Source organism: Romboutsia weinsteinii (genome assembly GCF_002250835.2).
GTDB classification, from domain to species: Bacteria; Bacillota; Clostridia; order Peptostreptococcales; family Peptostreptococcaceae; genus Romboutsia_A; species Romboutsia_A weinsteinii.
Genome location: NZ_NOJY02000045.1, coordinates 1 through 20,461, shown reverse-complemented (window position 1 = coordinate 20,461; position 20,461 = coordinate 1). Strand labels below are relative to the sequence as shown.

At 26.8% G+C, this 20,461-nt stretch carries 23 protein-coding genes and 2 pseudogenes; 7 read left to right on the top strand and 18 right to left on the bottom strand.

Annotation, left to right across the window (positions count from 1 at the left end; genetic code table 11):
* The 3 genes and pseudogenes from CHL78_RS16240 to CHL78_RS21215 all read left to right on the top strand — a co-directional run.
* Positions 1–197 (top strand): annotated as a pseudogene (locus tag CHL78_RS16240) (ABC transporter ATP-binding protein); the annotation flags it as partial.
* Positions 176–460, top strand: a pseudogene (locus CHL78_RS21600) (helix-turn-helix domain-containing protein); the annotation flags it as partial. The pseudogenes CHL78_RS16240 and CHL78_RS21600, both read left to right, overlap by 22 nt.
* A 21-nt stretch (positions 461–481) precedes the next feature.
* On the top strand, positions 482–697 hold the full coding sequence (locus CHL78_RS21215) for a helix-turn-helix domain-containing protein (protein ID WP_243446467.1): 216 nt from the start codon (positions 482–484) through the stop codon (positions 695–697).
* A 91-nt stretch (positions 698–788) separates the two neighbouring features.
* On the opposite strand, the gene CHL78_RS16230 is transcribed toward CHL78_RS21215, so the two are convergent.
* From CHL78_RS16230 to CHL78_RS16195, 8 genes are all read right to left on the bottom strand, one after another.
* Positions 789–1,256, bottom strand: a complete 468-nt coding sequence (locus CHL78_RS16230; protein WP_094369487.1) for a hypothetical protein — start codon at positions 1,254–1,256, stop codon at positions 789–791.
* Between the two features lie 143 nt (positions 1,257–1,399).
* Positions 1,400–1,624 carry a hypothetical protein gene (locus tag CHL78_RS16225; RefSeq protein WP_147295837.1) on the bottom strand — a complete coding sequence of 75 codons (225 nt, stop codon included), beginning with the start codon at positions 1,622–1,624 and terminating at the stop codon, positions 1,400–1,402.
* Between the two features lie 195 nt (positions 1,625–1,819).
* Positions 1,820–4,213: a hypothetical protein gene (locus CHL78_RS16220; RefSeq protein ID WP_094369485.1), complete on the bottom strand. Its 2,394-nt coding sequence runs from the start codon at positions 4,211–4,213 to the stop codon at positions 1,820–1,822.
* 134 nt (positions 4,214–4,347) lie between these two features.
* Positions 4,348–5,514 (bottom strand): DUF3883 domain-containing protein, encoded by a 1,167-nt coding sequence (locus tag CHL78_RS16215; RefSeq protein WP_094369484.1) that lies wholly within the window; start codon positions 5,512–5,514, stop codon positions 4,348–4,350.
* Between the two features lie 40 nt (positions 5,515–5,554).
* The gene (locus tag CHL78_RS16210; RefSeq protein ID WP_094369483.1) at positions 5,555–5,914 is read right to left on the bottom strand and encodes a nucleotide pyrophosphohydrolase; all 360 of its coding nucleotides are present in this window, start codon (positions 5,912–5,914) and stop codon (positions 5,555–5,557) included.
* A 116-nt stretch (positions 5,915–6,030) separates the two neighbouring features.
* A complete protein-coding gene (locus tag CHL78_RS16205; RefSeq protein WP_094369482.1) occupies positions 6,031–7,377 on the bottom strand; it encodes an MrcB family domain-containing protein in 1,347 nt (448 codons plus the stop codon).
* Positions 7,378–8,511: 1,134 nt separating this feature from the next.
* The gene (locus CHL78_RS16200) at positions 8,512–8,772 is read right to left on the bottom strand and encodes a Mor transcription activator family protein (protein WP_158540719.1); all 261 of its coding nucleotides are present in this window, start codon (positions 8,770–8,772) and stop codon (positions 8,512–8,514) included.
* Positions 8,773–8,899: 127 nt separating this feature from the next.
* On the bottom strand, positions 8,900–9,844 hold the full coding sequence (locus tag CHL78_RS16195; protein WP_094369480.1) for an EVE domain-containing protein: 945 nt from the start codon (positions 9,842–9,844) through the stop codon (positions 8,900–8,902).
* 132 nt (positions 9,845–9,976) lie between these two features.
* On the opposite strand from CHL78_RS16195, the gene CHL78_RS16190 reads away from it, so the two are divergent.
* From CHL78_RS16190 to CHL78_RS16175, 4 genes are all read left to right on the top strand, one after another.
* Complete coding sequence (locus CHL78_RS16190; protein ID WP_094369479.1) at positions 9,977–10,633, top strand: N-acetylmuramoyl-L-alanine amidase; 657 nt, start codon at positions 9,977–9,979, stop codon at positions 10,631–10,633.
* A 159-nt stretch (positions 10,634–10,792) separates the two neighbouring features.
* Positions 10,793–11,011: a DUF1659 domain-containing protein gene (locus CHL78_RS16185; RefSeq protein ID WP_094369478.1), complete on the top strand. Its 219-nt coding sequence runs from the start codon at positions 10,793–10,795 to the stop codon at positions 11,009–11,011.
* A 37-nt stretch (positions 11,012–11,048) separates the two neighbouring features.
* Positions 11,049–11,279 carry a DUF2922 domain-containing protein gene (locus tag CHL78_RS16180; RefSeq protein WP_094369477.1) on the top strand — a complete coding sequence of 77 codons (231 nt, stop codon included), beginning with the start codon at positions 11,049–11,051 and terminating at the stop codon, positions 11,277–11,279.
* An 81-nt stretch (positions 11,280–11,360) separates the two neighbouring features.
* On the top strand, positions 11,361–11,507 hold the full coding sequence (locus CHL78_RS16175; RefSeq protein ID WP_094369476.1) for a YvrJ family protein: 147 nt from the start codon (positions 11,361–11,363) through the stop codon (positions 11,505–11,507).
* Between the two features lie 108 nt (positions 11,508–11,615).
* Here the strand turns inward: CHL78_RS16175 and CHL78_RS20845 are convergent, their stop codons facing one another.
* The 10 genes from CHL78_RS20845 to CHL78_RS16135 form a co-directional block, all read right to left on the bottom strand.
* Positions 11,616–11,759 carry a hypothetical protein gene (locus tag CHL78_RS20845; protein ID WP_158540718.1) on the bottom strand — a complete coding sequence of 48 codons (144 nt, stop codon included), beginning with the start codon at positions 11,757–11,759 and terminating at the stop codon, positions 11,616–11,618.
* Positions 11,760–11,763: 4 nt separating this feature from the next.
* A complete protein-coding gene (locus CHL78_RS20840) occupies positions 11,764–11,928 on the bottom strand; it encodes a hypothetical protein (protein WP_158540717.1) in 165 nt (54 codons plus the stop codon).
* 8 nt (positions 11,929–11,936) lie between these two features.
* Positions 11,937–12,125, bottom strand: coding sequence for a hypothetical protein (locus CHL78_RS16170; RefSeq protein ID WP_094369475.1), 189 nt, complete (start codon positions 12,123–12,125; stop codon positions 11,937–11,939).
* Between the two features lie 297 nt (positions 12,126–12,422).
* Positions 12,423–13,337, bottom strand: coding sequence for a hypothetical protein (locus tag CHL78_RS16165; RefSeq protein ID WP_094369474.1), 915 nt, complete (start codon positions 13,335–13,337; stop codon positions 12,423–12,425).
* Between the two features lie 24 nt (positions 13,338–13,361).
* A complete protein-coding gene (locus CHL78_RS16160; protein WP_094369473.1) occupies positions 13,362–16,928 on the bottom strand; it encodes a reverse transcriptase family protein in 3,567 nt (1,188 codons plus the stop codon).
* Positions 16,929–17,071: 143 nt separating this feature from the next.
* A complete protein-coding gene (locus tag CHL78_RS16155; protein WP_158540716.1) occupies positions 17,072–17,425 on the bottom strand; it encodes a restriction endonuclease subunit S in 354 nt (117 codons plus the stop codon).
* The gene (locus tag CHL78_RS16150) at positions 17,415–18,110 is read right to left on the bottom strand and encodes an ATP-binding protein (protein WP_094369471.1); all 696 of its coding nucleotides are present in this window, start codon (positions 18,108–18,110) and stop codon (positions 17,415–17,417) included. Before CHL78_RS16150 ends, CHL78_RS16155 begins: the two co-directional genes overlap by 11 nt.
* Positions 18,094–19,068, bottom strand: coding sequence for a DnaD domain protein (locus CHL78_RS16145; protein WP_094369470.1), 975 nt, complete (start codon positions 19,066–19,068; stop codon positions 18,094–18,096). Before CHL78_RS16145 ends, CHL78_RS16150 begins: the two co-directional genes overlap by 17 nt.
* Entirely contained in the window at positions 19,055–19,876 is an 822-nt protein-coding gene (locus CHL78_RS16140; protein WP_094369469.1) for a recombinase RecT, read from the bottom strand. Before CHL78_RS16140 ends, CHL78_RS16145 begins: the two co-directional genes overlap by 14 nt.
* A 19-nt stretch (positions 19,877–19,895) precedes the next feature.
* The gene (locus CHL78_RS16135) at positions 19,896–20,288 is read right to left on the bottom strand and encodes a hypothetical protein (RefSeq protein WP_158540715.1); all 393 of its coding nucleotides are present in this window, start codon (positions 20,286–20,288) and stop codon (positions 19,896–19,898) included.
* Positions 20,289–20,461: the final 173 nt, after the last annotated feature.

Genomic DNA, 20,461 nt, shown 5'->3' with positions numbered 1-20,461 from the left:
AAAGAGTTGCTCTTATACGTACTTTGTCAGTTAATCCTGATATCTTACTTTTAGACGAACCTTTCTCAGCACTTGATTATCAGACAAGACTTTTGGTTAGTGATGATGTTTATAGAATTATAAAAAACGAAAATAAATCAACTATACTAGTTACACACGATATAAGTGATTCTCTATCTATAAAAGTGCAACTTTAGTAGATAATGATATTGTAGATTTAACTAAGGTAGATGCAACTATAACTCAAGAGCTAAAGGACATTCATTCAGTAAATATAAACTTAGTTCATGAATTTAAGGAATATACCTTTGGAGACAGACTTAAAAAGTCTAAAATTGAGTTAGGATTATCAGTTTCTGAAGTTGCCAAGTTATGTAATATTACAAATTCTGTTATAAGTGGATATGAATGTAATAGATATTATCCTACTAAGGAGGTACTTAATCTATTATCTTCTAAATTTGATATAGAGTACCTTTGCATGGACGGTTACACAAAACTTGTATATAATTTCGATATATTTCTGGACAGACTTAAATTATGGATAACCAAAAATAACTATACTAGAGAAGAAGCTGCTAAGAAAATAGGGGTATCTAGTAGCCTATTCAGATATTGGTTTAATGGTGGTATTATTAGCATTAGTACATACAGTCAGATTTATATAAACTTAGATAAATACGACTTATTTGCATAATGATATATTCATCTATATATCATTATTAATGTATGTAAGTCACAAGCAATTTAACAATATAAATCAAAACTAGACTAGAAATTAATCTAGTCTATTTATTATACTTAGGCTTATAACAATCTATACAAAATGATTCCAAAGTCTTTATAAAGTACTCACTTTTATCTGTCAAATCAATATAATAAATATCTACGTCATTTAAATATACAATTGCATCATACTCACTCTTATTATCTTTACTCATAACCCTTGCCAATAAACCACTATCTTGACTTTGTTGAAAATGTTGTTTCATTCTATCAATGGAACTCCATTTATCATTAATAGTATGAGATTCACCTATATATATTATATCATCAATATTATGTTTAAAATAATATAACATTTTTTTGCCTTGTAAGGATGTTATATATTTGTATTCTCTTTTTGAAATACTATTATTATCATCATTTATATATAAAATATCACTATATTTGCAAATATGCTTACTATTCGTTAATTTAGTTAATAAATTTTTATAATTAGTACAATAAAATTTGCTTATCTTGTCTTTGTCCATAATTAACCTACCTATAAAAAATTATTTTATTTATAATTAAGTTGCTTCAATAAATAGCACTAATCTAATATTCTCAATTTTTAATATTAAAATTATACTATTTATTAATCTAATCTGTATATTATTTTTAAATATAGATATATTTAATTCAAGAAAAAATCATCTAATTCATCTCTAGTCCTTATAATTTTATCATTCGATACTTTACAAGCTTCTGCTAATTTTTCACTATGTTTTGCTTGTTCAGGAGAACTTAAATCACTATTAAAAGAGAGTTCTAGTTCACTATGAATAAAAATGTATTCCTTATTAATCATATCTACAAATTGTGCAAGTAAAATACTTATTTCTTCATCAACGATTCGCATTCGTTCATAGTATTCATTTATTAGCTTACGTTCATTTAGAGTCAATGTATATCCTATTTCAGCTAAAAATAACTTAAGTTACCCCATTACCTTATTTCCATATCTAGTTGTTAATTCTATAAATACTAAAATAACTTATTTACGGTTGAAAATGTACTTTAGTTTCTATAAATAATTTACAAACTATTCTTTTATTTAATTATCATCCTTCATAGCATATGGTAATATCTTTTTTATGGAATCTATCTCCTTATCTGAATAATGATTCGATTTAATATGATATCTTATATTAGATATTATTCTCTTTTCTTCTTTACCATTGGTACACTTTGGAGCTCTACTATACTTATTGTAAAAATCTATTAATGTATTTAATACAACTTTAGGTCTCTCTTTATTTTTAAATAATAACGAGTTTAATATTTCTTTCTGATCATTAGTAAAGCCGTTATTATCAAGAATACTAGTAATTCTATAGGCTAATTTTCTTTCATATTCAAGTTCAGTAGTTTTGCCTTTTCTATGTTTAGGTAACCTACTATATTTTTCATAAAAATTCATTGCTTCATTAAATGTATTTTCAGCAGTATTTTGTTTTATATGTGAGTCATATATCTCTACTGCTACGCTAATATCTATATAAGGGTTACTTCTGTATTTTTTTATAATACTATCAATTTTCCGTCTAAATTGCGCTTCTACATTATTTTTACCTCTAGAAGGCATTCTGTTATTTGTATTAATAAATTCTATAAATTTCTCTATTGTTTTATTTACACAGTTACTATTAATCTGTTGTATTTCATGATACAATTTTATATATTTTTTTTGTTCTTCATCAAACCAATCTTCCTTGATAACTTCTTTAACTAAATCATTTACTATGTCTAAATCATTATCCTTTAATTTTAATTCTCTATCTTCTACTGTTTTTATAAATTCTAAGAATATTTTATATAGAATATCTCCCTTTTTTAAACCTAAATATTTTTCACATTCTATTATTGTTTTCTTTAAACTCTGGAAATTATATCTGTAGTTTATGATTTCTATAATATTTTCTTTACTATATTTACCATTACTCATAAATCTAAGTACACTTTTATTTAATGTACTATCACCTTTTGGTAGTTTATTATATTTCTTTATATACTCTAAATATTCACGCTTTCTAGATTGCTCTATAGAATAATATTCTCTTACACGGATAATATAATTAAGAAGATCATCTGATAAACTATTTCTGCTTATTCTATGACTTATACTAGATATTAATAAATTTTCTTCTTTATTTGAATCTGATCTTTGAGGCATTCTATTATTATTTTTTATAAATTTTTCTAATTCAATTCTAATCTCCTCTTCAGATTTTATATAATTTATGCTTTGTTTTTTCATTATACTTAATTCTTCATTCTGTTTAGGAGAGAATAACTTATTTTCTGTGCATCTTTTAAGCTCATTATATAATTTTTTTTCTTCATCAATTGAAGCTTGTCTTGGTAAAAATGTATTTTTTTTGAAAAATTCTTTTAAATCTTCAAATATTTCATCTTCAGTTCTAAATTCCTTAATATCACAATAATACGTTCTAATATTATAGATTTCTTTACTATTTTTCTTATCTAATTTATTATTTCTTAAGGCTTCATTTATTCTAGATCTTAAACTATTTTGTTCATCCTTTATTGGAGGTCTTTTATTATTCTTTATAAACTCTTTGTATTCATCGTATAGTTTTTTATAGTGATATACTCTTGTAGATGCTTTTATAGCTCTATCTATGATTTCATCTGTTACTATAGACTTGTACTCGGTATCATATCGTTCATTTATTATACTAAGTATATTATCAACTATACTTTGAATTATTTCTTTATTATATTTAGGTTCCGTATTAATTATAAATAGGTTCTCTATTTCATCTATATCAGGACATCCAACTTCTCTAACCCTTATTAATATATCAGTTTTCTTTTCTTTTAAAAATATCTTATTAAAAGAATTATCTTTTTCTGGATTCTGATGAAAATAATGTCCATCATATTGAATACCAATCAACTTATCAAAAGGTATTACTATATCACATTCTCTTCCTTTTATTTTTTTCTTACAAGTCTCCGGAATAATTGTATTGATTGCAAAAAAAATACTCAATTCCACTTTTGATGTGTTACGTAAGTTACATTCAGAACACCCATGTCCTCTCAAAAAATTATTTGGAGTTATCTTAAAATTATTATAATCACAAATTTCACTATTGTGTTGAATTATAATATTTTCTTTCGAACCATTGTACTGACTTTTGACACTATATTCGTTTCCATATAAATCTTCTACTTCTTTAACAAATACTTTATGTTTTTTGATATTATTTTTACGTTTAAGTTCTTTTCTACATTCAGGGCATGGATATTTATATTTATTAAACCTTTTAGGAGTTTCATGAAATTCATGTTTGCACGATTCAGTATTATGCTTGAAAAATGTCTTTGTTGTATTATTTATATAATCTCCAATTAGCTTATATTCACCATTTGTTTTTTCTCTAACTTCTCTTCTATATTCTTCTCTCGTTTTTCTTCTCATTAATCCACCTTTATCTTAATGTATATTTTATCTACTGTATAAATCATTATTGTAACTATATGGATTAGGATCTTTAAATGATGCTGTTAATATCTTCATATTCTTATCTCCCCTATTTTCAATTAAACACATACCTATTTACTAGCTTTATAAACTTCTGGTATACAGTTAAAGCTATCTAATAAACTACCTTGACTAATATAAATTTTCCCTTTTCCTTTACTTAAATCAAAATCATATACTCTATAAAGCTTATATATTTCTCCATTAGCTTCTTTTACTATAGAGACCTCTACTTCTTTCTTAGTAATAAAAAACGGGTAATTTATAGACTTATTTGTAGTAGTTTTAACTTCTATATATATAGGTACTTCTTGCCCACTAGTATCAATATCTACAGATTCTATATCATATCCATCTCCATCTCCTCTTTCTAATGATATATGCTTAATTTTTTTATCAATGTCTTTAACTCCTAACTTTTCTAGCCTAGCTTTTTCCACCTTAATAACAAACAATTCACCTTCATCACCAATTTTCTTATCATTTTGTGCCTTTTTTATATAGCCAGTTTTTCTAGTTTTAAACTCCCTTTTAATACTACTCTGCTTTTTTTCACTTCTCTTTATTGGTTCTTCTACAAAAATAGTTTCTATCTCATCTTTACTTATAACTACTTCATAGTTATCTATTTTATCCTTTATTTCTATATTCTCTAATTCATCATAATCTTCACTATAACTATCAAATGTTTCACAACATCTATTATATAGACCTTCATCTAAATTTATATACAGCACTGGCTTAGGTCTTGGGTACTCTTCTATTATCTTTTCAACTGAATAATATGGTGATTCAAACTGATACATATTATCTAGATGTGATATACTAATTTTTCTAATATTTCTAACTCTTACATAAGACTTGCATGTATATTTACCTTGTACTGGATCTGCATTTACTCTGTCATGATAATATGTTGGTACTAAATCCATAATATCAGATCCTATCTTTCTTCTTCCATACTGAGCTATATAGTCTGCGCAGTATAGCTCTTTTTCTTGCCCTGATTTTCCACTATAGAAGAATACAAATGTGGGTATATTATTCTCTACTTGGCTATCTAATACTTTTATCTTTAGCTGCTCAAATTGATTTTGATTTGGATGCGTGGTAAACTGCCCCCATATTACCTCTCCCATATTTTTATCTATATATATGTGTTCATTAATAGTATCTATATTAGTGTTTTCATATGTTGCATTAAAAACTAAAAATAAGTGTCTTGTTTTATTTTTCATTTTTATCTCCCTATATAATTTTAATTTCTATATTTAAAAATTACTTTTCTTCATATTCATTATATTTTTTAGAACTGCCTTTACACATACTTACTGGATACTTAAGACTATTCTTTTTAATTTTTCTTTCAATCGCTTCAAATATATCTATATTTAATTCATTACATAACAGTATTAAATAGTTAGCTACATCAGCAACCTCATCTTCAATTTCAACTCTTTTATCACTTTTTAAAATTTCATCGATTTCATCATTTGTTTTCCATTGAAAACATTCTAAAAGTTCTCCTGCTTCTATACTTAATGATATAGCTAAATCTTTAGGATTATGAAATTTTTTCCAATCCCTTTCGTCTCTAAAGCTTACTATACTTTCTTCTATCTGCTTAAATCGATTCATAACATGAATACCTTCCTTCTACTACTATTAATATCATTATAAAGTTAGATACTATCAAAATATAAGTGAGTATATATCTTATACTTTCAGATAAATTTATTAAATTTTATTCCGACTTATTTTATTTTGTAGTATTTTTTCAACTCTGCAAAGCTTACACTTAGTCCTACTTTATCTAAATGATCTTTTCTCTCTTTGTATAACTTTTCTAACAATACCATTCTTTCTTCGTCTTCTCCATAGTGAATACAATTATGACAGGTACTACATATACTGCACACATTTTCTTCAACATCTAAACTAAAATCAAAATCATCTTGACAGTTTACAGGAATAAGATGATGAGACTCGGTATAATTCTTTCCATTAGATTTTCTAGTAAATGAGCAATGATTTTCATCTACTTCGCATTTATAACCTGCTAACTTAAGAGCATTAGTTGCTATCTTTGGATCTCTAGGATATACTTTTCTACCTTTATTATCTATAATACTATCTTTCTTCTCTTTCTTTTCACCTTTAAAACCGACACAATATTCTTCCTCATCCTCTTTTAAAGTTAAGATCTTATTTATAGCTTCTACTTCCTCTTCTTCGCTTAATTCATAACCGTCTTCTTTTAAAAGCAGATAATCATAAAATTGCTCTACTGTTCTATCTCCAATTATCCCTCTTAACTCTTCATATAAAGTTATGTAATCCCTTATATCATAAATCATGTCATCATTTAATATGCTATCTATACTATAATATTTAGCTGCTATATTTCCAGCTTCATATCCTTTACCTAAACTATTTACACATTCAAGATCTATATTGAATAAACTATCACTTGGTATTGTATTTAGTAAATTTCTAACTTCCTTAGCCGCTTTTCTTATTTTAACTTTTCCTTCTTTGGTTCCATATTTATCTTTGAAATAAGTAAATCCTTGATTTAAGCTCAAATACATCCCACTTAAATCAGCTTTAACTAAAAATACTAAGTATAATCCTTTAGTAGCTGTCGTTGTTATATCTCTTATAAATATTGATAACCACGGTACTTCTGCAGGTTGCCCATTTCCTCCTGAACCTTTAACTAAGAATTTCTGCAAGTCTATATCTAAATCTTTAGTTATTAACTCTGGTATAACTTTAGTTATAATCTTAATTACATCATTGCCTCCAAAGTTATCTCTATTTACAGAACCATAATTCACTATAAATTCACTAAATTTCTTAGATAACTCTCTCATATTTAAATCGTCACCTACATTAGTAATTCTTTTTTCTCCAACTATATCATGAACACTTTCTCCTAAGTGTACACATAATTCTTCTAGCTCTTTGAATGTTATATCTTGGCTTCCGCCCTCTATTTTTGATAGCTTTGAAATTGGCCACTCGAGTTTCTCAGCCAATTTGCTTAATGTTATACTCTTTCCTTCTCTAATTTGTTTGAGCTTTGAATTTAATTCCATAAGTCTCACTCCTTTTCTTTAATAGAAAATACCTATTAGTTTCATAGTACGATACTTTACATATTTTTCCAACAGTTATTTTCTTTTAAAGAAAACTTTTTTAATAGCTATCAATAAAATTAATCGCTTTATATATCCATATATTGGTATGCTTACACTTTTTAAAAGCAAAATACCCAACCTGAGATAGCGGAGCAATGATTTTATCTCAGGTGGAATACCACTTAATAACATCTATCTCCGACACCCATTAACTACTATTAATCAATCAAGTTTAAATAAATAAGCTAACTTTACTTAACGCACTTCATTATAAAAATGTGGAGGTCTATAAAATAACAATGGAAGATATACACTAACTAAACACACAGGGCAGTGGGCGACGGGGCAGTGAATGGCTATACCAAAGAAGCTACGAACACTTACGAGCGGATAAGATACGAATCATACATGATATGCAATATGATGTATGTGAAGTATGTTAGGAGCAAGTGTGTTCGTGCTTTTGGGATTAGTCAGAGGGGCACAGCCGTAGGCTAATCTTTTCAACACACAAATAAACTAACTAGATATAACATACTAACATATCATACTTAACTATCCATATATAAAAGGTCCTGAGTTAGCGATTGCAGTGGAAATCCTTTTGAGTGATCTTTGCTCAAAAGATTGAAACGTAAAGCGCGGTGGCGATAGCCAAACTCCATAAGTCTAATAAACCAGTATATCAACTACATACAATATAACAACATTATAATAACTCTATAATTGAAATATCCCACAATAACTTAAGAGAATATCAAATCCTATTACACTACAAACTACACTATATCTTACACACTAAAAGCAAAGGGAATGGTGGTGGGGGAGCAGAGAGCGCGGTGGGAAAGTATGGTAAAATCAGAAACGTAGTAAATAGTAAACACATAAATAAAGCTACATTTTAGCTCATATCATAATCAAGAAATCATCTATCATATGAGTTAAAATGTAGCATCACTATGTTTGTCTTATTTTTTACGAAGTGGAAGCTTTGACCATACTGGGGCTGATAACCGAAGGTTAACAAACACCCTTTATTAGCAAATGCTATAAAACCATGCGAAGCGTCAATACTCTACTAATGTACAAACTCTAATGATCTTTAATCTTTATAATATTTCTTACTTGAACTTCACTTATATTAAATCTTCTAGCTACTTCTTTATAATCACCCTTGAAGGTGTCCCTAATAATTTTATTTCTAACAGGCTTAGTAATGCTACTTTCATTAGGTATATATAAATTACTACCTCCAACTAATTTTATTAACTCTTTAAAAGAATCTATACCAATAGCATCAACTATATCCTTTAAAGTATCTGGTATATCATCTTTACTTAAGTACTCCAACATTAAGATCCACCCCCCCATTAGTTAAATCTACTCTTATAATCATACTTATATATATTCTAGCATTACTATCTTCTTTTATAGCGTAGTATCTTTAAGTTTATTTATATATATAAAATCAATCCTCTCACTACTCTATACTAAAATTAACCTTTTGTATTTTTACTGCTTTACCATCTATTTTATATTCTATATATAAATCATTATTATCAATAACCTCTACATCTCCATAATGCAATTGCCTATGATGATTTGGGCATAAGCAAATCAAATTATCTACTGAAAGCTTAGTCTCTTCAATATTATTGACCGGAATAATATGATGTACTTCTGAATAGTGTTCGCCATTCTTCTTTTTAAATGTATATGGATCATTGCCCAAAGCATCACATATTTGACACTTGTGGCCTACATACTTTTTAAACGTATTTGCTATACTTCCTCTTTCTACTACCTCAATAAGCTTCTTCTTTTTCTTTATATCTACATTTTCATAAATTTTATTTAATGTATCAAGTCCACTTTTACATCCTCCAAATTCATATGTCTCATCTAACATAATGTCTTCATATCCAAATACATTTTTCTCTGAATTAATTAAATTTATAACTTCATAGAAAGTATCTTTAAGTAATGGCATAGTTGAAGCTTGGAATCCTTTTACCAGGTACTTATCTTTATTTAACAACTCACTCTCTGTTTCTTTAAATATTATAGGTGAACTTATTAAATTCTTAACTACCTTTATTTTTACTCTCCACTTTTCATTGTTAGCATCATTACTATCATTATAAAATTCCAAGTCTTCATCTTTTATATATTCAGGGTTGGATATTATCTCTACAATAGCATAGATTCCAGGCTTTAATTTCATCTTCCCATATAGTATTTTTTTAGTCCTTTTATCAATTCCAACTCTTAATAAACCCTTATCTCCTGCCTTTATACTTTCTCTATCAGATTGCCTAATACTGTAATACACTTCATCATTAACTTGCTCACTATTTAAAAAATCATCGATATACCAATACACGAGATTAGTAAAAAATGTCCAATAATTTGATTTGTTATCCATATCTATATCCCCCTAAAAATAATTTTATATAATTACATATTATCATTATTAATTATTTACTAAAATCTTTTAAAATACTTATTTCTATAAAGTTGATAACATTTAATAAAAAATAATTAGGAGGTAACAAATATGAAATGGTACCTAGACTTCGGGCATGGTGGAAAATATCCTGGGGCAGTCGGATCAAACTCTACCAAAGAAAGTGATACAGTACTAAAAATAGGAACACTAGTAAAAAATAACCTAGAGGAAGCCTTCGAAAAAGTAATAACAACTCGTGAAAATGACACCTACTATTCCTTAGATTACAGAAGCTCAAAAGCTAATAAAGAAAAATGCGACTACTTCATAAGCTTACATATGAATTCATCAACAAATAAATCTGCTAAAGGATGTGAAGTATGGGTATACGATGAAAAAAGCAAACTGTACACTCTATCAAAAAATATATGCTCTAATCTTTCTCTATCACTAAATACCCCTAACCGCGGAGTTAAAATATCCAAAGAATTCTCACTCATAAGAAAAACTAACATGCCAGCTCTTATAGTAGAAATCGACTTCATATCTAATACTACAGTTGAATCTTCTATAACTTCTAGCAAATACATTAAAAACATAGCTGATGGTATATCTTCTACCCTGTTAGCTTTTGTTAATAAATCAATAACTAATGACGGTGTATTCTATAGAGTCTGTGTTGGAGCCTACAAAGATAAATCTAACGCTGTAAGAATTAAAAATGAAGCTATTGCTAAAGGATTTAAAGATACTTATATAATTTAAATTTTGACATATGAAACTTTTTCTAAAAAACTTTAATATACCATAAAACTATAACTTCTTATACTTATATCAAGAAGTGAACAACTTCTAAAACTTGTAATACTAACGACCTAAAAATTTGGCTCGTTACTAAAATAATAAAAAAGGAGGTCTAACTATATGGCAGTTGTTGAAATTAAAGAACTTTCAAGCTTGAAAATAAGATTAGATTTAGGTATGATAGATGGCAAAACTAAAACTAGAAGTAAGTCTTACTCTTACTTAAAGCATAACGCCCCCGCTCAAGATACTTATGACGTAGGTGAAGCTATAATGTCACTTCAAGAACATACGGTAATGAATATAATTAAGCAAGATAATACAATTCTTGGTGCATAGACTATTGTATAAATTTTAAAGAAAGGAGAATTAAACTATGGAAACTACTAGAAAATTACTTATGTCTTTTAAATGTAATAATGATAAGAAAGTATCATTATCAGTGGAAGATCCTAGAGATGATATAACTGAATCAGAAATAAAAACTGTAATGGACTTAATAGTGTCTAAAAATATCTTTACTCCAAATGGCTCTGAACTTGTAGAAGCTATTGAAGCTAAAGTTGTAGTTACAGATACTACACCTTATGACTTAGTTATAGGGTAATAAATTTAAAAGCTATGCCAAGGACTCCCCTTTAGGCATAGCTTTTGTAATATCTAAATATATAGAAAGGATGTGTCCAAAATGAGTTCAGAAATTCAAACACTGATAGCTTCTGTAGGTTTCCCTATTGCTCTTAGTATGTATTTACTAGTTAGGATAGAAGGAAAACTTCAGGTTCTATCTGATAGTATTAATGAACTATCTAAAAATATAATAAGTATGAAATAAAATGGGGTAGCTGCTGATATTCCTGCTGTAAATCAATTAGTATATGAGTAATAAAAATAGATAGTTGATTTATCAACTATCTATACTAATATTTCTTCTAAATTTATTTTATATACTAAGTAGTGCTTTTCTACTACCTTCGTAGTTATTTTTATTTATATTAATCTTAGGTAATATCTCTATAGATACAGTTGATTCATCTTTTGTAATTTTAAGTTTATCATAACATTCATAAATAGTCATATGCCTCATAAAACTATGCCTCATTTGGTAAGCTTATATTACTATCTGAAATTTCATTTTTTATTTCATCATATATCCTTATAAAAGCTTTTTCAGTAGGACTTTCTACCACACTGTACTTAACTTGATCTGGGTACATAGAATCCTGGTTACTTTTAAATAAACATTTTTTATTCATAACCCTTACTAAAATAGTAAATATTCCTGTCTATATGTTCCATTATCTATATTACTACTTTTAATTATTTCATACTTCATATTGCTTGCTGTAGCTAATTCTGTAGCATATAATTTCTTAGCATTAACTGCCTTATCATCTATTTTATTATATCCTTTTATCTCTATTATATCCCATATATCATCATCTGTTTTCATTAAGAAATTAGGATAATAACTTCTTACCGTATGAGCTTCTGGATCTATATACTGAATATAAAAATCACTTTGACAATGAGTTAACCTCCAAGTTTTTCTTGTGTATATCTCTGTTACTCTCTTTTCTTCTCTAAATATTTTTCTATATGAATTTTATGTTTTTCTCCTCCTTCGATGTTTTATTTATAGTATAAATAATTATTTAAGTAATTAAAAGTACATTTAAGCATACATTTTTATAAGATAAAACCCCTACGTCTGTTTCACATACATAGGGGTTTTGATGTATTATATTTTTTAAGTATTACTTACTTCACTTTTACTTTCTATAGATAAGTATATAGCCAAGTTACCTGTTAATAACATAAACATAGCTATATCTTTCATCATAACTAATATTTTTGTTATAAAACTCTCCGGATTTATGTCTCCAAAACCAGCAGTATAGTATAACATATCAACTATATTTTCTATATCACAGCTAAACATATCTATATTTAATAACTCATTTCCAATTGTATGTAATGCATAAAATAATATTGTATAATCTAATATTAAACTTACTAAACTAACCATCGCTAATATAATTAATCTTATCTTACCATCTATATCTCTTTCATATTTTCTATAAGTTTTCTTCAACATATCTCTTATAAATACTAAAAAGAACTGTACAGGTCTTGATATTCCAAAAATGAATATTGTTGCAATAAGTATCATTGATTTAATAATAAAATGAATATCTCTGTATGTATTACTACCAAATATAATAAGAATATATATTAGCATAAGAACATTAAATATTCTTGGTATATTTTTACTAAATACAAATTTTGATATCCTTGCTCTAATTTTTTCATACTTACTGTTACTATTACTACCAATAGCTATACCATATTCTTTTAATATAATACTTTGTAAAATAATATAAGGTCCTATAATGCACAATCCTATATAAAGTATTTTAGACATCGAATTGTTTTCATTCACTATATAAAGTTGTTTAAAATTAAATATAGATATTAACAAAATTATAAATATTGAAAGTGAAGCAAAGAACCTTTTTGTATTGTCTGCTAATTCATGGTTATACTCTTTATCATCTCTTTTTTTAGAATAAAAATATATTGAAAATGTAGGTGATAAAATACTTATTATCTTTTTATTTCCATATATAAAATTCTTTATTTTGTCGTAATATTTTTCTTCCATACTATTCTCCCCAAAATGCCTACTTTATAAAGGTCTATTCATCCTCAATTTTAATATATTCTTATTAAATTCTGGTGGTGTTGGTTTGTAGCTCTTATCATTAAGTTGTAAGTTATAATCTTGTAATTGAAACTCTCTTAATTTAAGAATATCAATTTCTCCAATTAATAATGTATCATTTTGACCACCTGTAATTTGAAGTATATTCTTTTGTACAGTTTTCTTAGGTGCTACAATTCTATTATCACCTAATTTAGAGTTATTAACTTGTGCAAAATAACAATGTACATCTCTAGATAATGACTCTATTATATTAGAATAATGATTAACATCTTTATTATGTACACTACCTATTAATAAATCTACATATGACATAAATAAACCTCTATCATTTAAACTTGATAGCTCAAAGCAGTTATAACAAGAAAAATCTATTCCATTCCATCTAAATAAATCATACTCTTTTACAAATTCTGCTGGATTAATTTTATTTATCTTATTATATTTGTATTTCATAATAGGCATATTTATATTGTATCCTCTTAACATTTCTATTTCAGATGGTGCATAATGATTTTTTAATCTAAGCTTTACTACTGAATATGTATAATCATTATATTTTCCTGGTAATATAGTTGCTAAATAATTGCATGCAATATTATTTTCATACACTATATGCTCTAGTCCACATATTATAGCTAATTGATGTTTTCTAGCAAAATTTGCTATTACTGATAACCATGAATAAGGAATACTCAATTCAGGAAATAAGATCATATTAGCCCCTTGTTTAACTGATTGATTTAATATATGGTATAGCTTTTGTAGTCTATTTCCATCTAGTATAGGAGTTTTCATAATACTACTTTTATAATTTATATCTAATACATCTATATGAGCTATAGCTATCTTCAATTTACTCATATCTTTATCTGAATTCATTTTTAAAAGATTTATATTTATTTCATTTTGATCAAATAAATTACTTTTCACAGAATGTCTTTTTATCTTACCATTATTTACATAGTCACTAAATATTTCTTTATTACTTTCTTTGTTTTTTTCATCGCTTTCTTTATTATCATTAAATGAATTAGCAAATAAATTTAAATCCATCTCATCATTTATGTTATTGATTTCTTTATATAGTTTAATAGCTTCTCTTATATAGTTAGTTCCACTAATAATCTTACCCTCTGATATATTTCTATTTATTTGATATAATATAATTTCATGTAAATGTACATACCTTGGTGTATATTTCTTAGAGTTAGCACTTATTTTATATATACACTTTTTTTCTTCACAAATATCTTTATCCTTATCGCAAACACTTAATTTACAGTCATCTAATTCTATTACCTTATAAGTATAATTTGAGTTTATTTTAGTGCATTTAAATCCAAAGTTAATACTATCTTTTTCAAACTGATTTTTAATTAGATTTAATCCATCTAAACCTAGTATTTTTTGCATACATTTATGAGTTACTATATTTGTATAATTTATAAGTGGTTCTAATATATACGAATGCCTCAGCATATTGGAATATCTTAAATTATTTTTAAAGTCTTCTATATCCTTATTACTACTATATTTTACTTGTGGATAATCCTTATCTATAAAAATATCATCATTTAATCCCCATACCATACTAATAGTGTAATGTAGATGTACTTTTAAGCTTTCAAATAATATATCATGTATAATATTTTCATTTTTATGCTTGTACATGTTAAATTTTAGGTTAAATTCTTTATGTCGTATATTTGTAATTTCATCATCTATATTTTTTATGAATTTGTTTAAATATTCTTTATTGTCATTCATTATATAGCAAATCATAGCTTTTTCCCATAATATATAAAACTCTATTATATTCATACCACTAAATAAACTTAATATTTTCTCATCTAAATCTTTTGAATACAAATCACTATCTAATTTTTCACTATATATAACCTGTGCTAAAAACTTAGATAGATTATATTTATTTATCTTAAAGTCTTCAATACTCCTTATCTTATTGATTCCTTCTGAGTATCTAATCTCTAATACTTCTTCATCAAAACTATTAACTACTAAATCTTTTTCAGGTAAAAATCTAAATATACTTGCGTTCTTTTTTATTTCATTCTTAAATTTTTCTATTATAGCCCTTGATCCGTCTGGTTTAAAATCATATAACTTTATTTTAGTATTTTGTATAGCAAGTATAACATTTTTATTATTAATTAATTTATCTTTTAATGCATATAGCCTCTCTATATTATCACTCTTTATATTTGATTCTATTGCTATAAGTTTAATTAGTGCTATAAGTTTTTCCTTGCTTAAGGTTTTTATGTCTATTGTACAAGCTTTGTTATATATCTTTGAATCATCTAATTTAAAATCTTTGCCTTTTACTATTTTTGATATACTATCTTTAAACTCTATATCTTTAGGCTCGATTAATCTTAGTATATTTTTAACACAAGTTCTTAGTTTTTTTTCAGTATCTATATTATTCAATTTATAATCACTTGTAATGCTATAAATATCATTTTCATTAAAAAATATATATTCTGTTGAATCATTGTTTTTTATAGCTAGTATCGGAGTAAATATATTTGATTTACAAAAATATTTATTAATTATATCTATTTGATTTACTCCTTTTTTATTGTGAGTATATGGAATAACTATCAACATATCATCAATATATCTTCCATAATATATAGGTCTAACTTCTTCACATATACTTTTATCAAATTCTTTCAGGTACCAGTTAGATAAAATATTTGAAGGCATATATCCAATAGGAAGTATTTTTTTCTTATAATTTTCATCTAAATCTAGTATTTTATCTGTATAAGTTTTTGTAATATCCTCTATTTGTTTTGTTAACTTTATTAATAAAGATTTTTTACTTATACCAAGTATCTCCCATCCAAATGTATCATTACTACTAATTTGAAGATTTTCTCTTAGTTTTTCAAAATCAATATCTACTGAATAATAATAATCTTTTATGTCTAATGAAATCATTAGACATCTGTCGTTATTATTTAGCAAATGCTCTGAGTGTTTGATAGCTTTATCTCTCCATTTTGAATATTCTTCATGATAAGGTTTAAATAGTCTTGTATCATTGTTTTTAAAATTTTTATGTAACCTTCTTCCATATATATAACTGCTATTTTCCTTTAATAGTATCTCTCCTGCTAGTAAAACCCACAGCGTTCCTAGTATATGATACTTTAAGTCTAGTTTTATAAAATATGTTATTTTATCTATTGTATAATTAGATGTACTTAAATCATTACAAACTACATTACTATCATGTGCCTGAGTACTACTTAGTTTTTTTGGTAAACAATAAAATTCTACCTCTATTTTATCTTCAGTATCTTTATTTAAAATAATATAACATAATTCCTCTATTATAGAGTCTATTTGTTGTTCATTGTTAGCTATTTCACTTCTTAGAAATAGATTAGAATTATCATAATATGTGTCTGACTTTAATTTCTTATATGCTAGTTCTAATAATTTTTTTAGTTCTACTTCTGTGTAATGGGTACTATCTATTAAATTTTTATAGTTCATTGTACTTAAACTCCCCTAGTGTAAATTTCTCTTATTATAGTACCATTTTTTTACATATAAGTATATATTGCTGTATTTTACTACATATAAAAAACTCTAACCGTTAGATAAAGGTTAGAGTTTTTATTCTTATATTAAGTTTCTTAGTAATTCTCATCCCACTTCTTAGTCAACTCACCACTAAAGGCCCTCTCTAAAATAGCAGATCTTCTCTTCTTAAATCCGCCCCTAGCCTTATTAACAAGACCAGCCGCCATATCAACCTTCTCGAAAAGACTCTCAATTCTATTAACAATCCTTTCTTGCTTAGCTAAAGGTGGTATCGGTATTTCTAACATTTTCTTTTGAGTTAGTTTAAGTCTAGTTATGCCATTTACATAACCATTATAATTAAATATATTTAGATAATACATAATATATTTTTTTCCATAACTAACCCATCTAGATTTTAGTATATGTGCATGATTATTTACCCATGGTATATATTTATCTAACACAAATCCTATAATTCAACCTTTTACCCCTAATTTCAACCCTATAATCATTACACATTTCAACTAATCTACTCCCAACACCCTCATCAATCTCCAAAATCTCACTAAGACACCTCTCACTGCTAACAATCATAGGTAGATTATTAAAATATCTATGATTAACAATCTCAAACATAATATTAACATCACTACCGCTAATACTCCCCTTAAACAAATCATCAATCAAAAGCACCCTGCAATTCTTAAACCTATTCATCTCTCTATGATAATAAACTTGATCCATAATATTTTGCTTAATCCTAATAACACTGTCCCTATACCCCATGTACAAAACCCCGACTCCCCTATCCATAAGACAATTAGCTATAGCCAAAGACAAGTGGGTCTTACCAGACCCAACTTGCCCCATAAACATAATAGAATTATTACGACTTTTCTCTATACTTTCAAAATCCCTAACATAATCTCTAGCAACCTTATAAACTTCCATCACCTGAACATCATAATAATAATTAAAATTATCAAACCTCTTATTCCTAAACTCACTACTTATCCCACTTCTTTTAAGTATCTCCTCAGCTTCACGTAAAGCTCTACACTCACATGGAAATGCAACCCCCTCATCAACTATAAAAGTCATATCCCTACACTTATTACATCTATACTCACTATCAACTTTTAAATCCATCAAGTCCTCTTTCAAATGCTCTGATTTCTTCATCTGTTGGCTTTCTATAAATGTGTTCATCCTCTTTTTCAAGTTCTGTGGCATATTTAGATTTTGTATACTCACTCTTATATCTTCCATAGTTATCTCCCCTATTTTTAATAGTTCTCTCATAAGCTTTTAATTCATTTATAGAATTTATATTATTATCACTCCACTGTTTTAAAATCCCATTAATATAACCTTTATTACATTTACCTTTATCAGTTGCAATCTCTATTGCTCTTTTAAAAAGTTCATAATCAATACTTTCACATACTTCAAATAACCACTGACCAACAATAGGGTTTATAAGTCCTACATTTTGTTCATACAAAGTTTTAAACTTACTTATATTACTTACATACTTATTCTCTAAATTATTTTCACTATCTAAATTTTCACTAAGTAGTTTTTCTTTATATTTTTCTTTTTCTTCTTCTTTTTCTTTTTGTTTTTCTTTTTCCCCATAGTGGTACTCTTCTTTACTTTCATCACAAGCTATGGGTATAGATACACTATCCATAGTCTTATTTAACTTTTTACTATCAGTATCTATACTGTATCCATGCTTCTTGCACTCTTTTAAAAACAACTCTACAAGAATATCACTTTTAACATTTAATAACTCTTTTTCAATGCACTTTTTAACTTTTGGACTAGCAGCCTTATTATGCTTTATCCAATTTTTAAGAAATATCTCCTTAGTATCATCACAGTAAACTACCTTTTTATATTCTTCAAATCTATTTATAAGCTTGTCTACACTTTCTCTGTTGTATCCTGTTTCTATAATCCTTTTAGGAAGCTCATAAATACCACATTGACTAGTCTTTGAGTTAGTCATTAAATATATATAAAAATACTTTTCTTCTGGTGTTAAATCAAGAATAAAGCCATCTTGCCAATAATCTATATGAATATGCCTATATACAGCCATACTTTATCCCCCTTTGATTTAGCACATTTCCTTCAACATCTATACTTTCATCTGCCTTATCCACTAACAACATATCACTATCAATAGAACCCTTTACACTTTCATCAAAGTTAATAGCCTTTTGTATTTCAATACTAAGTGGAGCATATTTAAGAAGCTTTTTAATTACAGTTTTTTTAGCCATAGAGTCAAACTCTTTTTCCCAAATTCCACCTTCAAAGCTTTTAGAATATTTCTTTCCATGCTCTAAAACCTCATCATATGTCATAAATACAAAACTATATCCGTTATGCTCTAGATGATAAACTGCATAATATCCTATTACCTCTCCTCTATTCCCTTTTAAAAGTGGTTTATGAATTAATCTTTGCTCTAACCCATAATCTATATCAAACTCATCATTTTCTCTTACTTCATGTGCATACAAAGTCTTTAGTCTACCGCTTCTATGTGCAAGTTCTAAAAGTCCTTTATATCCTATTTGAAACTGTACTTTATCTATTCCTTTAACTTTATATGGTATTAAATAAGCTTGTCCCAGTGGAGTGTTTGGCTCAAGACCAAGTTGGTCACTTTGCATCATAGCTGCAATAAATGTCATTGGGGCACAATTTTGAAGTTTTGGATTTGAATTAAATGCAGTTAATGCTACTCTTTGAAATCTTTCACTACATAGCTCTTTTGGAAGTGCTGATGTTATTTCACCTTTCATTTTTATCATAAGTTGCTTCATAGCATAGCTTGGATTTATAGCTAAGTTATTACCTTTAGCTTCTTTATTTTTTAGTGTATTTTTTAAGTTAGTCATTTATTTTATCCCCCTATATTTAATTCATTCTAAACACTCTTGAAGTAGTATTTTTCATATAATTTTCTACTAACTCTGGGTGTTCTTTTTTTAATCTTTTTGCATCTACAACACTTCTTACTTGCTTTTTCCAAGTTATCCTTCTCTCCCCAAGATAAGCTATCTCATATTCTTTCATCTGCATTTGTAGATATTGTTCTATTGATTTTTTCTCACTATCTAGATCTTTTATCAAAGCACAAACATCATCATATCTATTTAATAAATCTTCTTTTTCAAATAATATAAGCTCTTCCTCTATACTATCTTTATAAAGTCCTTGAAGTGTTTTAGAATAATCATCACTTCCATCAGGTGTTGGAAGGTCTCCCCCAATTACACACTTGTCCCAGAACATTTTCTCCAGATCCATTATTTGATTTATAAGTTCTTCATCTTTCTATAATTTATGGATTACAAGCTCTTCATTCCCAATAAGTGCTGCTATGTAGCAATGAGTTGCTCCTGTTACTGCCATATAGTGATAGCACTGTATTTATATAAATGAAAAACTATGTGATTTTGAAAGAAGAATGACTTATGCCC

Bases quoted from the DNA above. Each gene is read 5' to 3' on its own strand.
- CHL78_RS16180 (WP_094369477.1), top strand. From the start codon at position 11,049: ATGGAAACTACTAGAAAATTACTTATGTCTTTTAAATGTAATAATGAT.
- CHL78_RS16225 (WP_147295837.1), bottom strand. From the start codon at position 1,624: ATGCGAATCGTTGATGAAGAAATAAGTATTTTACTTGCACAATTTGTA.
- CHL78_RS16195 (WP_094369480.1), bottom strand. From the start codon at position 9,844: ATGGATAACAAATCAAATTATTGGACATTTTTTACTAATCTCGTGTAT.
- CHL78_RS16210 (WP_094369483.1), bottom strand. From the start codon at position 5,914: ATGAATCGATTTAAGCAGATAGAAGAAAGTATAGTAAGCTTTAGAGAC.
- CHL78_RS16205 (WP_094369482.1), bottom strand. From the start codon at position 7,377: ATGGAATTAAATTCAAAGCTCAAACAAATTAGAGAAGGAAAGAGTATA.
- CHL78_RS16220 (WP_094369485.1), bottom strand. From the start codon at position 4,213: ATGAGAAGAAAAACGAGAGAAGAATATAGAAGAGAAGTTAGAGAAAAA.
- CHL78_RS21215 (WP_243446467.1), top strand. From the start codon at position 482: ATGGACGGTTACACAAAACTTGTATATAATTTCGATATATTTCTGGAC.
- CHL78_RS20840 (WP_158540717.1), bottom strand. From the start codon at position 11,928: ATGAATAAAAAATGTTTATTTAAAAGTAACCAGGATTCTATGTACCCA.
- CHL78_RS16190 (WP_094369479.1), top strand. From the start codon at position 9,977: ATGAAATGGTACCTAGACTTCGGGCATGGTGGAAAATATCCTGGGGCA.
- CHL78_RS16215 (WP_094369484.1), bottom strand. From the start codon at position 5,514: ATGAAAAATAAAACAAGACACTTATTTTTAGTTTTTAATGCAACATAT.
- CHL78_RS16230 (WP_094369487.1), bottom strand. From the start codon at position 1,256: ATGGACAAAGACAAGATAAGCAAATTTTATTGTACTAATTATAAAAAT.
- CHL78_RS16150 (WP_094369471.1), bottom strand. From the start codon at position 18,110: ATGGATTTAAAAGTTGATAGTGAGTATAGATGTAATAAGTGTAGGGAT.
- CHL78_RS16185 (WP_094369478.1), top strand. From the start codon at position 10,793: ATGGCAGTTGTTGAAATTAAAGAACTTTCAAGCTTGAAAATAAGATTA.
- CHL78_RS16165 (WP_094369474.1), bottom strand. From the start codon at position 13,337: ATGGAAGAAAAATATTACGACAAAATAAAGAATTTTATATATGGAAAT.
- CHL78_RS16140 (WP_094369469.1), bottom strand. From the start codon at position 19,876: ATGACTAACTTAAAAAATACACTAAAAAATAAAGAAGCTAAAGGTAAT.
- CHL78_RS16170 (WP_094369475.1), bottom strand. From the start codon at position 12,125: ATGAAAACAGATGATGATATATGGGATATAATAGAGATAAAAGGATAT.
- CHL78_RS16160 (WP_094369473.1), bottom strand. From the start codon at position 16,928: ATGAACTATAAAAATTTAATAGATAGTACCCATTACACAGAAGTAGAA.
- CHL78_RS16175 (WP_094369476.1), top strand. From the start codon at position 11,361: ATGAGTTCAGAAATTCAAACACTGATAGCTTCTGTAGGTTTCCCTATT.
- CHL78_RS16145 (WP_094369470.1), bottom strand. From the start codon at position 19,068: ATGGCTGTATATAGGCATATTCATATAGATTATTGGCAAGATGGCTTT.
- CHL78_RS16200 (WP_158540719.1), bottom strand. From the start codon at position 8,772: ATGTTGGAGTACTTAAGTAAAGATGATATACCAGATACTTTAAAGGAT.
- CHL78_RS20845 (WP_158540718.1), bottom strand. From the start codon at position 11,759: ATGAGGCATATGACTATTTATGAATGTTATGATAAACTTAAAATTACA.
- CHL78_RS16135 (WP_158540715.1), bottom strand. From the start codon at position 20,288: ATGGATCTGGAGAAAATGTTCTGGGACAAGTGTGTAATTGGGGGAGAC.